Source organism: Reticulibacter mediterranei (genome assembly GCF_016587455.1).
In genome coordinates this window covers 6,139,045-6,153,242 of the sequence record NZ_BNJK01000001.1, presented here as the reverse complement: position 1 = coordinate 6,153,242, position 14,198 = coordinate 6,139,045, and the positions used below count along the sequence as shown (strand labels likewise).

At 52.8% G+C, this 14,198-nt stretch carries 13 protein-coding genes; 7 read left to right on the top strand and 6 right to left on the bottom strand.

Features of this window, described 5'->3' with window-relative positions; translation table 11 throughout:
• The first annotated feature begins 318 nt into the window (after positions 1 to 318).
• The 3 genes from K3T83_RS26630 (at position 319) to K3T83_RS26620 (ending at position 2,909) form a co-directional block, all read left to right on the top strand.
• On the top strand, positions 319 to 1,416 hold the full coding sequence (locus K3T83_RS26630) for a GntR family transcriptional regulator (RefSeq protein WP_220205956.1): 1,098 nt from the start codon (positions 319 to 321) through the stop codon (positions 1,414 to 1,416).
• A 147-nt stretch (positions 1,417 to 1,563) separates the two neighbouring features.
• Entirely contained in the window at positions 1,564 to 2,439 is an 876-nt protein-coding gene (locus K3T83_RS26625) for a class I SAM-dependent methyltransferase (protein WP_220205955.1), read from the top strand.
• A 104-nt stretch (positions 2,440 to 2,543) separates the two neighbouring features.
• Positions 2,544 to 2,909 carry a DUF488 domain-containing protein gene (locus K3T83_RS26620; RefSeq protein ID WP_220205954.1) on the top strand — a complete coding sequence of 122 codons (366 nt, stop codon included), beginning with the start codon at positions 2,544 to 2,546 and terminating at the stop codon, positions 2,907 to 2,909.
• Between the two features lie 8 nt (positions 2,910 to 2,917).
• Here K3T83_RS26620 and K3T83_RS26615 read toward each other — a convergent pair whose 3' ends face one another.
• Both K3T83_RS26615 and K3T83_RS26610 read right to left on the bottom strand, forming a co-directional pair.
• Positions 2,918 to 3,322, bottom strand: a complete 405-nt coding sequence (locus K3T83_RS26615) for an ankyrin repeat domain-containing protein (RefSeq protein ID WP_220205953.1) — start codon at positions 3,320 to 3,322, stop codon at positions 2,918 to 2,920.
• 89 nt (positions 3,323 to 3,411) lie between these two features.
• The gene (locus tag K3T83_RS26610; protein ID WP_220205952.1) at positions 3,412 to 4,254 is read right to left on the bottom strand and encodes a helix-turn-helix domain-containing protein; all 843 of its coding nucleotides are present in this window, start codon (positions 4,252 to 4,254) and stop codon (positions 3,412 to 3,414) included.
• 172 nt (positions 4,255 to 4,426) lie between these two features.
• On the opposite strand from K3T83_RS26610, the gene K3T83_RS26605 reads away from it, so the two are divergent.
• On the top strand, positions 4,427 to 5,263 hold the full coding sequence (locus K3T83_RS26605; RefSeq protein ID WP_220205951.1) for a class I SAM-dependent methyltransferase: 837 nt from the start codon (positions 4,427 to 4,429) through the stop codon (positions 5,261 to 5,263).
• Positions 5,264 to 5,360: 97 nt separating this feature from the next.
• Positions 5,361 to 6,329, top strand: a complete 969-nt coding sequence (locus tag K3T83_RS26600) for a quinone oxidoreductase family protein (protein ID WP_220205950.1) — start codon at positions 5,361 to 5,363, stop codon at positions 6,327 to 6,329.
• A 281-nt stretch (positions 6,330 to 6,610) separates the two neighbouring features.
• Here the strand turns inward: K3T83_RS26600 and htpG are convergent, their stop codons facing one another.
• On the bottom strand, positions 6,611 to 8,500 hold the full coding sequence (gene htpG / locus K3T83_RS26595) for a molecular chaperone HtpG (protein WP_220205949.1): 1,890 nt from the start codon (positions 8,498 to 8,500) through the stop codon (positions 6,611 to 6,613).
• A gap of 235 nt (positions 8,501 to 8,735) precedes the next feature.
• Here htpG and K3T83_RS26590 point away from each other — a divergent pair, with 235 nt between their 5' ends.
• Together K3T83_RS26590 and K3T83_RS26585 are read left to right on the top strand one after the other, a co-directional pair.
• On the top strand, positions 8,736 to 9,374 hold the full coding sequence (locus K3T83_RS26590; RefSeq protein ID WP_220205948.1) for a TetR/AcrR family transcriptional regulator: 639 nt from the start codon (positions 8,736 to 8,738) through the stop codon (positions 9,372 to 9,374).
• A gap of 66 nt (positions 9,375 to 9,440) precedes the next feature.
• On the top strand, positions 9,441 to 10,811 hold the full coding sequence (locus tag K3T83_RS26585) for a cytochrome P450 (protein ID WP_220205947.1): 1,371 nt from the start codon (positions 9,441 to 9,443) through the stop codon (positions 10,809 to 10,811).
• A 51-nt stretch (positions 10,812 to 10,862) separates the two neighbouring features.
• Here the strand turns inward: K3T83_RS26585 and K3T83_RS26580 are convergent, their stop codons facing one another.
• The 3 genes from K3T83_RS26580 to K3T83_RS26570 all read right to left on the bottom strand — a co-directional run bounded on the left by K3T83_RS26580 (position 10,863) and on the right by K3T83_RS26570 (position 14,076).
• Positions 10,863 to 11,888, bottom strand: a complete 1,026-nt coding sequence (locus K3T83_RS26580; RefSeq protein ID WP_220205946.1) for an alpha/beta hydrolase — start codon at positions 11,886 to 11,888, stop codon at positions 10,863 to 10,865.
• Between the two features lie 98 nt (positions 11,889 to 11,986).
• Positions 11,987 to 13,270, bottom strand: coding sequence for an ABC transporter permease (locus K3T83_RS26575; RefSeq protein ID WP_220205945.1), 1,284 nt, complete (start codon positions 13,268 to 13,270; stop codon positions 11,987 to 11,989).
• A 20-nt stretch (positions 13,271 to 13,290) separates the two neighbouring features.
• Entirely contained in the window at positions 13,291 to 14,076 is a 786-nt protein-coding gene (locus tag K3T83_RS26570) for an ABC transporter ATP-binding protein (RefSeq protein ID WP_220208306.1), read from the bottom strand.
• Positions 14,077 to 14,198: the final 122 nt, after the last annotated feature.

Sequence of the window (14,198 nt, the reverse complement as noted above, 5' to 3'; positions counted from 1 at the left end):
GAGAGCATCGTGAACTAGTCCAAGTATAGAATAAACGTTTTCTTCCTGTCAAGTCCTTGTCGGTGAAACTGACAAAAAGAGCACTATTTTTCTTCCATCCCTATAAAATATGAAGAATAGCAGTAGAAGATGGAAAATTTTCGGCCAGAGAACAAAAATGAGCTTGACAAGGGCACTACCACCCTCTATACTTGTCCTAGTACAGCGTAAGCACAGCTATCCTATGGTCTGTTTCCATTAAATTTGCTATGATGAATATCACATCTCTCCCAATGTTGTACGCGCGATACAGTGAATATTTAAGGACTCAATATATTTATGGCGATTAAAACTGCACACGCCGATACCAAAGTCGAGGAACTCTGCCAGCGCCTACGCGCCCTGGCACTGGAGAAGGGGCCAGGAGCACAACTCCCAACGGTGCGCGCGCTGTGTGAGGAGCTGGCAACAACACGCGTCACACTCCGTGAAGCCCTGATGCTGTTAGAGGCCGAACATGTTATCTATACAAAACGGCGACAGGGAATCTTTGTTTCGCCCAGGATCTATCATAAATCTATCCATATCCTTGTCTCTTCACAGAGCTTCGCCGCGCCCGCTTCACCGTTCTGGAGCATGCTCTGGGTGCAATTAGAACAGGAGGCGCTGCAAAGAAGCACCTTTAAAGATGAGATTTGCACCTTTCACCTGGTGAAACAGACCGATGATCCTGAATATTCGGTTCCGGCATCGGTAGAGGCGATGTTGCAGGCAGAACGCGTCGATGGAGTGCTGGCCGTTGGGATACAGACCGGCAGGGCGGGTCTGCTCAACGGAGGCACGATCCCCTGCGTGACCTTCGCAGGCGGGGGCGAGTGGACCATTTCTCTCGATAGCGATGAGTTTGGCCGCCTAGCAACCGAGACACTGATCCACCAGAATTGCAAAAAAATGGGCTGGTGGGCCTATAACGTGGCCTCACATCCATTAGAAAAGATGGGCGATGTACACTTGTTTCGCCAACTTCTTCAGGAGCATAAAAAAACGCTTTACCCTGAATTGATCCGTATTCCACATACGCCCCCTTCGCAGACATCGCTCTCGCTGCAAGAACAGGGCTATCTGCTGGCCCATGAAGTCTTCGAGGGGCCGGTTAGCACGCAACCCGATGGGCTGGTAATCTCTAACGATATGATGACGGATGGCGCGCTGGTGGCTTTTGAAGAGCTGGGCATCCGCCCGGGACGTGATATCAAACTTGTTACTCACGCCAACGCTGGCTCGCCTATCCTCTTTGGCCGCACAAAAAATATGACGGTCATCGAATATGATCCTGCGCTTTTAGCACAGGCCATGTTCTCTATGCTTGATATGCTTATGGCGGGGCAACAGCCCGTCGAACCAAATATCAACATTCGCCCGAGATTGCGCCAATAAACTGTACTTATTTTAAAGTAACTTGTGCAATTTTCTGGCATGCTGTATACTGCAAGCAATACCCAGGCTGCTAGAGCCATTTCAACAGGAAAGCAGCAATCTACATTATTTTTCTACGCTCGCTCATTTATGAGGGGAAGAAGCCCGATGGCAACCGATCAACCGGCAGAAAATACCTATCTTCTGGATTCAGAGAGTCCAACCGAAATGGCCCGATTGATCCACCTGGATCGATTTATAACAAAGGGAATGGGCGGCGTGCTGGTTGGCATTGCTGACCCTAAGTTATTTCATGACGTACTCGATCTCGGCTGTGGACCCGGCGGTTGGGTCTTAGACACAGCATTTACATATCCGCATATGGAAGTGGCGGGCGTCGATATCAGCCGCATCATGGTGGACTATGCCAACGCGCGAGCGCGCACCCAGCAACTGACCAACGCCTCGTTTGGCGTTATGAACATTGCTGAACCACTCGACTTTCCCGACGCCTCCTTTGATCTGGTGAATGCTCGCTTCCTGTTTGGCGTCCTGCCCCGCGACTCCTGGGGATCTTTTATTGCCGAATGTACTCGCATTTTGCGGCCTGGTGGTGTGCTGCGTCTCACCGAACTGGTCGAGATGGGCATGAGCAGTAGCCCGGCGCTGGAACAATTATGTGAGGTGTGTTGCCAGGCACTTTGGCGCGTCGGCTATGGCTTCTCTCCCAATGGCCGCACGCTCGGCATGACGCACACAATTCCCTGGATGATGCGTCACGCCGGCTATACTCACATGCAACAGGCACTTCACGCCCTGGAATACTCCGCCGACTGCGAAGCCTGGGCCGACATTTATCGCAATACAGAGATCGCTTACATACAGTCGAAACCTTTCATCATCAAATCGGGAGCTATCTCAGAGGAAGAGTACGAGCAAATTTATCAGCAAACGCTCATTGAAATGCACGCCCCGGATTTTCGCGGCATGTGGCATTATATGACCTTCTGGGGCAACAGACCAGCCGCTTCACCGGAGAGCTAGCCGTCTCCGCTGGTTACGTTTCGATAATTGTCGCCGCCACTCGTCTGCATACGTTCTATTCTATAGAAGAATAGAGAGCTATCTAATGGAAGAGGACGGTATGTATGAGCAGGCAAACAATAGCAATCAAACGCATCTATGACGAGCCAGGGCCGAATGATGGGAAGCGAGTTCTGGTGGATCGGCTCTGGCCACGCGGCGTCAAGAAGGAAAACGCCGCCATCGATCTCTGGCTCAAAGAGATAGCCCCCAGCAACGAACTGCGCAAGTGGTTCCAGCATGATCCGGCAAAATTTGCCGAGTTTCGCCAACGCTATGAAGCTGAGCTACACTTACCTGAGCAACAGGCAGCACTAGAGAAGCTCCACCAGATTGCTGAACAGGGATCACTTACGCTCCTCTTTGCCGCGAAAGATAGCGAGCACAATAACGCCTGTGTCTTGCGTGATGTTCTGGTGAGGGCAGACTGACAATGATATTACGGCGTTACATCCAAAGATTCCAGGAACGCCACTACTGCCTCGGCCTCCTTGCCTCCCTTCTGTGCATGACTCAATAGAGGGATACCATGCGGACCGCGTTGATGACGCATTTGAGGAAAGGCAGCCAGAACAGCGCGGACAATCGCCAGTTCGCCGAGCATAGCTGCTGTGAAAAGATCCATCCTTGCACCTTTCTCTAACAAATAGAGGGTGATATCACGCCTGCCCATATGCGCGGCTGCGCCTAGCGCAGTCTCCCAATCACCTCCACCCCAATCCCAGGCAGCATGGATCAGTCCTGGTTCTTGCTCCAATAACGTCCGCACGCGCTGCAAATCTCCATGTGCCTGTGCCACAAAATCTTTCACCAATTCTGCCTCTATAGCTGCTTTCTTTTCCATTGCCTCTTTCCTTCCAGTGTAAAAGTTTCTCAACCAGTATGCCAGAGGCGAAACGCGTCTGCTTCTCCAAAATCACCTTTTTTGAGCACTTAACTTCTACCCTGACGCCGAAAACGATCAGGCGAGAGACCAACGCGACGCCTAAAGAGCCAGCTAAAGGAGCCGAGACTCTCAAAGCCAACCGAGAAACAGATGTCTGTTACCGACAAATCGCTATGCAGTAGAAGCACCTGCGCTCTCTCTACACGCTTGCTCACGATATATTGGTAGGGCGTTTGTCGAAAAGCTTGCTTGAAGGTGCGCAAAAAGTGATTGGGCGAGAGGGCCGCAACATCTGCCAGTTCATGCAGCGTAAGCGGTGTGTCAAACAGTGCATCGGCATAATCTTTCGCTCGATAGAGCCGCCGATAGATCTCCTCACGAGTTGCAGCACGCACAGCGGGAAGCATCTCAACTTCTCGCCAGACATTGAAATGGACCTGAAGTAAGCGTTGCATGATACTATGAAATTGTTCGTTTAGCCAATCATGCTCCAGGGGACACAACATTACAGCCGTTCGTAGCTGCAATAAAGCCGGGGTGAGCAGATCATCGTGGGGATAGATGCGCTCAAAGAAGTGAATTGCTGACCTGGCTGGTGGCTCAGGCAAGGCAAGGAGGCGCTCAGGTTTAGAGGTCATGCTATGATAGACCTCCTCAGCAAGACCAGGATCGAAAAAGAGACAGAAAGACTCGACTGGAGAGGCAGAATCGATCGCGATGGTGTAGGGTTGGCCGTAATTCAGCACCAGATACGATTGAGGATCAACGGCATGAATGCCTCCACCAGCCGCATAGAACACGCGCCCGGAGAAGAAGGTCTTGATAGAGAGCCGCTCCTCTCCTTGCCAATAATGGTGGCAAGAGCGAGCATGGAGAATAGATCCGGTCATGATCGTGCCCTGTGTGAACTTTTTCACAATAAAAGGGGTATTTCATAAACCTGCTACCTGCTGTGATAGTGTATCATATCTTTATCGGTAAGGGCACGATAGACGGGTTCTCAGCGCACGCCCCTACAGAGCAGGGTTCTGTTTCTTCTATTTTATCTGTAACGAGGCATGTATGCAAAACGCAATTGAACGCTGGAAATCTTTAATCGACGCACGGGCACAACAGATGGATGCAGCCTACGCTGAGATTGGCAGTAGCAGCGCCGACTACTGGAATCGCAGAGCGCAGGGCTACCACCGTGCAACGCGCGCGCGAACAGCCAGCGATCCCTTCTTCCAGAAACTTAGCCAGATTGTCATACCAGACACAACGGTCCTCGATGTGGGTGCAGGAACCGGGCGCTTCACTCTGGCCCTCGCGCCATTGGTGAGGCAAGTCATCGCCGTCGAGCCAAATGCTGCCATGTTGAGCTATCTGGAGCAGGAGGCAAGCGCTCAGGGTCTCGCCAATATTTCCACTGTTCCCACCACCTGGCAGGACGCTCCTTCTGATATTCAAGCCGATATTGTCATCTGTAGCCACGTGCTCTATCCCATTCGCGAAGTTGATACGTTTCTCGCAAAATTGTCTGCCGCCGCTCGTCAATCCTGCTATCTCTATATGCGAGCACTGCACTTTGACGCCTTCACCGCTCCGCTCTGGCAGCACTTTCATGGGGATGCGCGCCAACAGCAACCCGGATATATTGATGCGCTGGCTGTACTGTACGAAATGGGCATCTATGCCAACGTGGACATTGTAAAGACGCCAGGGAGCATGCGTTTCCCCTCGCTCGATATAGCCGTAGAAGAGTTGGCAGAGCATTTGATCCTGCTACAAGACGAAGCTACACGCACTGAACTACACGAGCTTCTCGCTTCCTGGCTGGTGAAACGCGATGGCATGCTGGCAATTCCTGCGGATGAAATGGTCAGCGCGATTATCTGGTGGACTCCCCAACACACGTAATACAGTTCAGTTTGTCAGCCACCGCTTGAGTTCGTAAGAGGGAAAGCAAATATGATACTATCTTATTGATAGTAAAGACGAAACGAGGAAAAACCCTATGAAAGCAATACGGATTCACAACCCTGGTGGCCCTGAAGTATTGACCCTTGAAGAGGTGCCAACGCCTCAGCCCGGCCCTGGAGAGGCACGAGTGAAACTTGCAGCAGCAGGCGTCAATTTCGTCGATGTCTACCAGCGCAAAGGACTCTACCAGATCAACCTCCCGTTTATTGGAGGGCAGGAGGGAAGCGGCGTCGTCGATGCAGTCGGAGATGGCGTAACAGAGGTCAAGCCGGGAGATAAGGTGGCTTATACCTCCGTTCAGGCATCCTACGCTGAATATGCGATTGTTCCAGTAGCTCGCCTCATTCCCGTTCCTGACGGCGTTTCATTGGAGGATGCGGCGGCGGCCATGTTGCAAGGCTTGACGGCACACTATCTGGCAACCAGCACCTATCCATTGCAACCTGGAGATTTCGCACTGGTACATGCGGCAGGCGGAGGCGTCGGGCAATTGCTGACCCAGATTGCCAAGAAGCGCGGCGCACGAGTATTTGGCACCGTCTCAACTGAGGAGAAGGCAGAACTGGCGCGTGCCAGCGGCGCGGATGAGATTATTTACTACACCCGCGAAGATTTCTCAGAGGCAACCAGGCGCTTCACAGATGGTAAGGGCGCTCACGTCGTCTACGACTCGGTAGGCAAAGACACCTTTGACAAGAGCCTGGATTCGCTACGCCCACGTGGGTATCTCGTCCTGTATGGACAATCCAGCGGTCCGGTCGCACCCGTGAACCCACAAATCCTCAATGCCAAAGGCTCGCTCTTCCTGACCCGCCCAACGCTGGTCCATTATATAGCAACCCGCGAGGAACTCTTGCAACGCACCAACGAGCTATTCTCCTGGATCAAAGAGGGGACCGTAAAGGTGCGCGTCGATAAAACGTTCCCGCTGTCAGATGCAGCTGAGGCACATCGTTACCTGGAAGGCAGGCACACAAAAGGGAAAGTGTTGCTTATTCCGTAGTTGTGCAGTTTATCGCGTATGTACAGAAATATGCGACAATAGGTTTTAACAATTTATTATGGTGGTCTCCAGGGGAAGGCCGAATATGGCAGGGGCGACGGCCTGTCCCTATTACATATATTGTGCTGCGATCGGGCGAGGACCAGCCGTCGCCCCTGCCATATTCGGGTGATCCTCTCCGTCCTAATTGCCAGATGCACCAATAATCCGCGCAACCACAACAAAAGAGAGGAATCTCACCCAAAAATTATGGTGAGATTCCTCTCTTTTCCAGAGTGATATTAAAGATGCGCTAACAGATCGTTGAGGCGGCTGACGAAGCGCACCGGGTTTTCAAGCTGCTCGCCCATGCTCAGAACTGACTGGTCATAAAGGACGTTGGCCCAATCGCCGAAGCGCTGCTCGTTCTCCTCGTCTTTGATGCGGCGAATAATAGCGTGCGTCGGGTTGATCTCCAGAATGGGCTTCATGGATGGCACCGACTGACCCACCGCTTTGAGGATACGCTGTAAGCTGGGATCAATATCGTACTCACCCACCACCAGACAGGCAGGTGAGGTGGTCAGACGTGTTGTTACCCGCACATCGGCGACCTGCTCGCCCAGTGCTTTCTTCAGGCGCTCGATCAACGCGTCAATCTCGTTAGCGGATGGCTGCGGCTCCTCCTGCTGCTTCTCCGTCCCCGGCTCGTCCTCGACTTTGCTCAGGTCAATAGCTCCCTTCACAACAGATTGCAAAGGCTTGCCGTTGAACTCGTGCAGTTCCGTGCCGAACAGATAATCAACGGGATCAGAGAGCAGCAACACCTCAACGCCCTTCTTCTTGAAGATCTCCAACAATGGGCTATCTTTCGCAGCTGCATAGCTATCAGCGGTGATGAAAAAGATCTTCTCCTGACCGGGCTTCATGCGTCCTATATAATCTTCCAGCGAGACGTTCTGCTCATCACCAGCATTTTGCGTCGAGGCAAAACGCAGCAATTTGGCAAGCGTCTCCTGGTTGGCATGATCCTCTGCCAATCCCTCTTTCAGAGTGCGACCAAATTCTTTCCAGAAGGTTGCGTATTTCTCCGGCTCCTTTGTGCTCAAGTCGTTGAGGACGCCCAGCACTTTTTTCACCGCACTGGAACGCATATTATCCACGAGCCGATTCTGCTGAAGGATTTCGCGCGAGACGTTCAGGGGTAGATCGTTGGAGTCCACCACACCACGCACGAAGCGCAGATAACTGGGCATCAACTGTTCGCTGCCATCCATGATAAAGACGCGGCGCACATAGAGCTTGATGCCGTGACGACGCTCGCGATTCCAGAGATCAAACGGCGCATGTTCGGGGATGTAGAGCAGCAGAATATATTCGTGCGTTCCCTCCATGCGGCTATGTACATAGGCCAGTGGCTCGTCCACATCGAGCGTCAGGTGTTTGTAAAATTCGTTGTAATCCTCGGCGGTCAGATCACTTCTGGAACGCGTCCACAGGGCCGAGGCACGATTGATACGCTCATCCCCCTGCGCCTCTTCGCCTTCGGCGGGCATCAGAATAGGCACTGTGATATGATCAGAGTATTTTTTGACGATCTCGCGCAGGCGATAGCCGTCCAGAAACTCATCTTCATCGGGGCGCAGGTGCAGGATCACGTCGGTACCGCGTCCGGGCTTGTCTATCGTTTCGAGCACATACTCGCCATGCCCCTCTGACTCCCAGCGCACGCCTTGATCTGAAGGCTCGCCAGCTTTACGCGTTACCAGCGTCACACGGTCGGCCACGACAAACGAAGAATAGAAGCCAACGCCGAACTGCCCGATCAGCGAGGCATCTTTCTGCTGATCTCCGGTCAAAGACTGGAAGAACTCGTTAGTGCCCGATTTGGCAATCGTGCCGATATTTTCGACAACTTCATCGCGTGTCATGCCAATTCCATTATCGGAGATGGTAACGGTGCGCGCCTCTTTATCGTAAGACACGCGAATATGTAGCTCTGCATCATCTTCATGCAAACCGGCATCCGAAAGCATGGCGAAACGCAAGTGGTCGATAGCGTCTGAAGCGTTCGAGATTAATTCGCGCAGAAAGATTTCTTTGTTGCTATACAGTGAATGAATCATCAGGTCCAGCAGCTTTTTTACCTCTGCCTGGAACCCCATCGTCTCTCTATGAGCCTCAACAGCCATAGAATCTGTCCTCCTTATACGATCATTTCCCTCAAGATCTTGAAAGTATTACCGGCACTGAGCCTCAATATCTGGTAATAAATTTAGCAGACTCTCTCTCTTTTGACAAGAGTAGCCATCAGCATTTTACACGATTTCACCCTGTTGTTGCTAGCAAACAAGAGAGGAATTTGCTAATTCAATTCTAACCCTATTTCCCCTTGATTTTTCAAGCAAAGTGAATTATCATTCATATATGAGGAAAGTTTCACAAAATAATGATGGCGAGCGAGGGAAAGATCGTGCGTCGCGACGACGGATGCGCACGCGAACCGATCTCCTGAAGGCTGCTCATCTCGCCTTTGCTCAACACGGCTATCACGAGGCCAGCATTGCCGATATCACAGAGCTGGCTGATGTTGGCGTCGGCACCTTTTACCTGCACTTTCGCGATAAGGATGAGATCTTTACGACGCTAATCGACGAGGACTTTCGAGAGATGCACGAGCAGATCGCGGCAACGATGGTAGAAAATCCACAGGGGCACACATTGGAAGCACTGATTCGTGCCATCTTTCGCCATGCCTACACGCGGCGCGATCTCTTTCAAATCGCCTGGAGCGCTCGAAGCAACGGACCCGTTCGCAGCTATCGTCCTCACGAGGAACTGCTCTCTTGTCTGACACAAATACTGGAAACCTTTGAGAATGAGGATGTCTTATCCGCCTATCATGTGCCGCTAATGGCACGCTTTATGACTGGCATTATCACGCAGGGCATTCACTGGTGGTTTGAAAACGATGCGCCTGGCCCCGACGAGATGGCGGAACAGGCACTCTCGCTCCTGCGTCATGGCCTGCCCGAAGAAATTCTCACTCGACCCGCTGATCTGTAACGCTTCATGTTTCGTGCCTTGTGTACATCATTTGTACATTCTTATAGTTCATAACGAGGAATACAGATGAAAGACATACAATCTTTGCCTCCTGGCCCCAAACCACACCCTTTCTTCGGCAATCTACTAGAGTTTCAGCGCGATCAATTGAAATTTGTGGAGCGCATGCAGCGCACGTATGGCGATATGGTCACGATGCACGCTGGTCCCAGGCCATTTGTGCTGCTCTTTCGCCCGGAATATGTCCGTTACCTGCTCACCGAGCATCCACGCGACTTTATGGCAACGCAGAGCGCGGGTGGCGATCTGATGGAGGTGCTGGGCGAAAGTTTGCTCACCATCGAGGGCGAGGCCCATCGGCAACAGCGCCGCCTTGTGCAGCCAGCCTTTCATAAGAAACGAGTCGAGAGCTATGCTGACTATATGGTGCAATATACACAGGAGATGCTAGACACCTGGCACGAGGGCGAAGTTGTCGATATTGCCCAGGCCATGCAACAATTAACGCTACGCATCGTGGTACGCAGCCTCTTCGCGCTTGAGCTGCTCGATCAGATCGATGAGATGGGACGCAATTTTTCGCAGATGATTGAGCATCGACGCAGCCTCCTGGCACGCCTGCTCAACATTTATGTCGATCTCCCCTTCACGCTCTATGGCAAGCGCATGTCGGCCAAACGGCGTATTGATGCCTTCATCTATAAGCTGATCCGCGAGCGTAAGGCAGAGGGACAGGATCACGGCGATGTCCTCTCTATGCTGCTCGCCACGCAGGATGAGGAGCATCCACTAAGCGAGCAGCAAATCCGAGATCATGTGATCACGTTTATGGCGGCAGGCCACGAGACAACGGCCAACGCGCTGAACTGGACCTTCTATCTGCTGGCTCAAAATCCAGAACCACGCGAGAAGCTTTTACAGGAGCTACAGACGGTACTGGCAGGCCGCACGCCAACCCTGAACGATCTCCCGAACCTACCGTACACCGAGTGGGTGATAAATGAATCGATGCGCGTGTATCCACCGGTATGGGCGATGGGGCGTAAGTCGTTGGTCCCGTTTGAGATGGGCGGCTACCACTTCCCGGAGGGTATGACGTTCCTCTTCAGCCAGTGGGTCATTCATCATCACCCCGATCTCTGGCAAGATCCAAACACCTTCCGACCAGAGCGTTGGAACCCGGAGAATGACGAGAAAGTGCAGCCCTGGTCTTACTTTCCCTTTGGGGGCGGACCACGCATCTGTATCGGTATGCCCTTCGCCCAGTTGGAGGCCAAATTGTTACTTGCCACAATTATGCAGCGCTACACTCCGCGCCTCATTCCAGGCTTCCCCGTCGTGCCGAAACCACGCGTCACTCTACGGCTGAAGCACGGATTACGTATGAAAGTGGAGAGAACGGCCACAGTGGTAAAAGATTCTGTTACGATGATATAAAACACTTTTCGTACTTGCTTGATTTGCCAAGCAAGCACGAAAACATTCTATTTACGGTGCAAGTCGTTCAGCAAGATATTTCAAGCTGATCGGATAGCGGTATTCGATAGCGCTGTGTGTGGCATCGAACAGTTCAAAGTGAGCATGAGTGATACCAGCTGTCTCAAGGGCGCGGTGAAATGCCTGAGCGCCGAGGTCGAGAAAGAACTGATCGCGCCTGCCACAATCGATATAGATCGCCTTCATCGTGCGGAGAGAATCGGCATGTTGCGGCACCATCTTCACCGGGTCCACAGCAAGCCAGCGCTCCCAGATCTCCGGGATCAAGGCTCCAGTCTCGATATCGTAAGGAAGATGTACCGTACCATCGGGATCGGCAGAATAGCACGCGGCCATACACCAGTCGTTCAGGAGCAGCATATCGACATCTTTAGACAGGGGCGGACGGCTGCGAAAATCGGCCCAGAATCCCTCGAAAGAGCCGTTGTAGTGATCCCGTAACGCACGCACAGAATCGCGAAAGGTTGGAGCATAGCAAATCTCGAAGAGCGCATCGCCAGCATGCGTTGCCAGCCCACCCCACTGATCGGGACGCAGCATGGGCGTGATCATCGCACCATAGCCACCGCTCGATTTGCCGGTGATGCCGCGATGGTCGCGCTCGGGCAGCGTGCGATAATGGGCATCGACCCAGGGCACAATCTCATCGCAGAGATAGGTATGATAGCGACCTGTCCCGGGAGAATCGAGGAACTGACTGCCTCCAAGCGAGGTCCAACAGTCCACCCAGACGACAATGCAGGGGGGAGTATCGCCGCTGGCGAAGAGCTCATCCGCCAGTTCGGGAAAGTTCTTGCGGTACGGCGAGCGATTGCGCCACATATCAAGCTGGCCGGTGAGTCCCTGAATGACATAGATTGCAGGATAGCGCCGCTCAGGTTCCGCGTCATAGTTGGGCGGCACATAGACCCACAGCGGCCTCTCATACGCATCGTGCAAAGGATTATCTTTCAGCACCTCGCTAACAAACACATGTTCTTCATAACGGCCATGAGTCTTGTACGACCAGGGTTGCATAAGATTCCTCCATCAAAAACAATCAACGTCGGCAAGAGCGCCTACCATATTATTATATGCCGCTCTTGCCAACGTTTGATCGTTTCCCGACCCCAATCTTATGCACTGCGCAAAGCCACGATAGGATCAAGGCGCGAGGCGCGAATCGCCGGATAGAGGCCAAAGCCTACACCAATAGCCGTTGCAACGCCAAAGCCCAGCGCAAATGAGGAAATGCTGACCAGGAAAGGGAACCCAACCAGGCTGGTGATCGCAAAGGCCAGCCCCAGCCCGAACAGCACACCAAATGCGCCGCCTATCAGACTGAGCATTAACGCTTCCAACAAGAATTGCAGGGTAATGTCAATCGGTTGCGCACCGAGGGCCGAGCGCAACCCGATCTCACGCGTGCGCTCTGTTACCGAGACGAGCATCATATTCATAATGCCAACGCCGCCCACCACAAGCGAGAATGTGGCAATACTGATCATCAGTGCGGACAGAATGCTCAACGATTGCTGACCCTGTTGCAGTTCGGTAATGGCCTGTGTAATTTCAAAGCCGCCCTGTGTTCCTGGCAGAATGTGATGGCGCTGCTCTAACAACACCTGCATCTCCATTGAGACGCTATCAAGGCTATCAGTACTATCAACCTGGGCGATAATTGTTTGAATCTGGTTGGGGATAGTCGGATTCAACACACGGGTATAGGGAACATAAACAACATCATCGGCTGATCCTCTGCCACCAGTCGCCTCAAGCACGCCGATTACGCGATATAGTTGTTTATCGACGCGGATCGTCTGGTTGATGGGATCGGTCGTGCCGAAGAGACTGCTGGCCGTCCCGCTCCCAATCACCGCCACAGCACGCTGGCTCTGCTCCTCGCCCTCATCCCACCACCTGCCTTCGCCTATCGTCATCTGCGTGCTCTGCATGATCTGATAGGTGGAGGAGACGCCCTGGACCGATGTACTCCATCCCTGCTTGCCGTAGATGACGGTGGAGGAGCTGCCAATAATCGGGCTGATGCCGGTCACATGCGAGAGCTTGCCGAGTGCCTGGACATCGCCTGACGTGAGCATATATGGATTCGCCGTCGTCACAGAGCCGCGTGCAGGGCTGACAGTGATGATGGTTGCTAGAAAGTTATAGGGAGAGAGGACGCGATCCGTCGCCCCCTGCGATAACGTCACCACGCTAATAAACGCGGCAATACCAATGATGATGCCCAGCATGGTGAGAATGGAGCGCTGGCGATGCGCCCAGAGAGCATGCAAGACATTGCCAAAAATGCCACCAAACGTGGCCCCTGGCATATTCTCTACACTGTCTCTGACACGAGGCACGCTATCCACAACGCGCACGGGCGGATTGAGCGGAGCCTTCGCAACTTGTCTCATAATTTGCACCGTTTCCTTCGTTATGCCTCGCGAGCGTCCTTCTCTTCATAGTCGATACTGGTCGCCGCCAGCAGTTCAGCCAGAGGCAGAGCGGGACCATCATGAATGATACTGCCATCGCGCAAGATGACCTGCCGTTCCGCAGAAGTGGCAACACCTGGATCATGCGTCACGAGAACAACAGTCATTCCCTGGCGGTGAAGCGCTTTGAAGAGCTCCATGATCTCCTTGCTGGTGCGACTATCTAACGCACCCGTTGGCTCGTCGGCCAGCAAAAGGGACGGACGCGTCACCAGAGCGCGTGCAATCGCAACACGCTGCTGTTGACCGCCCGAAAGCTGCGAGGGACGATGGTGTATGCGTGCCCCTAGCCCGACCAGTTCCAGCATTTGCCGTGCCCGTTTCTCGCGCTCTGCCTTGCCCACTCCGCTATAGATGAGCGGAAGGGCAACATTGGCAATTGCCGTATCGCGGGGCAGCAGATTAAAGCCCTGGAAGACAAAACCGATATAGCGATTGCGCATCTTCGCCAGTTCTGCGCGTTTCATCTGCGATGCAAGATGCCCAACCAGCCAGTATTCGCCGCTGGTTGGACGATCCAGGCAACCGATCATATTCATCAGCGTGGATTTTCCCGACCCGGACGGCCCAACAATTGTCACAAACTCGCCGCGCTGCACCGCAAGCGAGACGCTATTCAGGGCCGAAACATGGGTTTGCTCCATCCAATAACTTTTCGTAATATTCCGTAACGCAATAACAGGTCTCTGTTGTACAAAAGAAGCTTGCTGAGAAGCTGAAAGCATCAAAGTTCCAGTAGGCATAAATGTAATCCGTCCTTAATTGTTTTCTTCCAAAGAAGCCGCTCTGATTGATAATTTTTTTATAAATATGCTTGCGATCCGTCTTTGCATCTGCTTTGCAATAG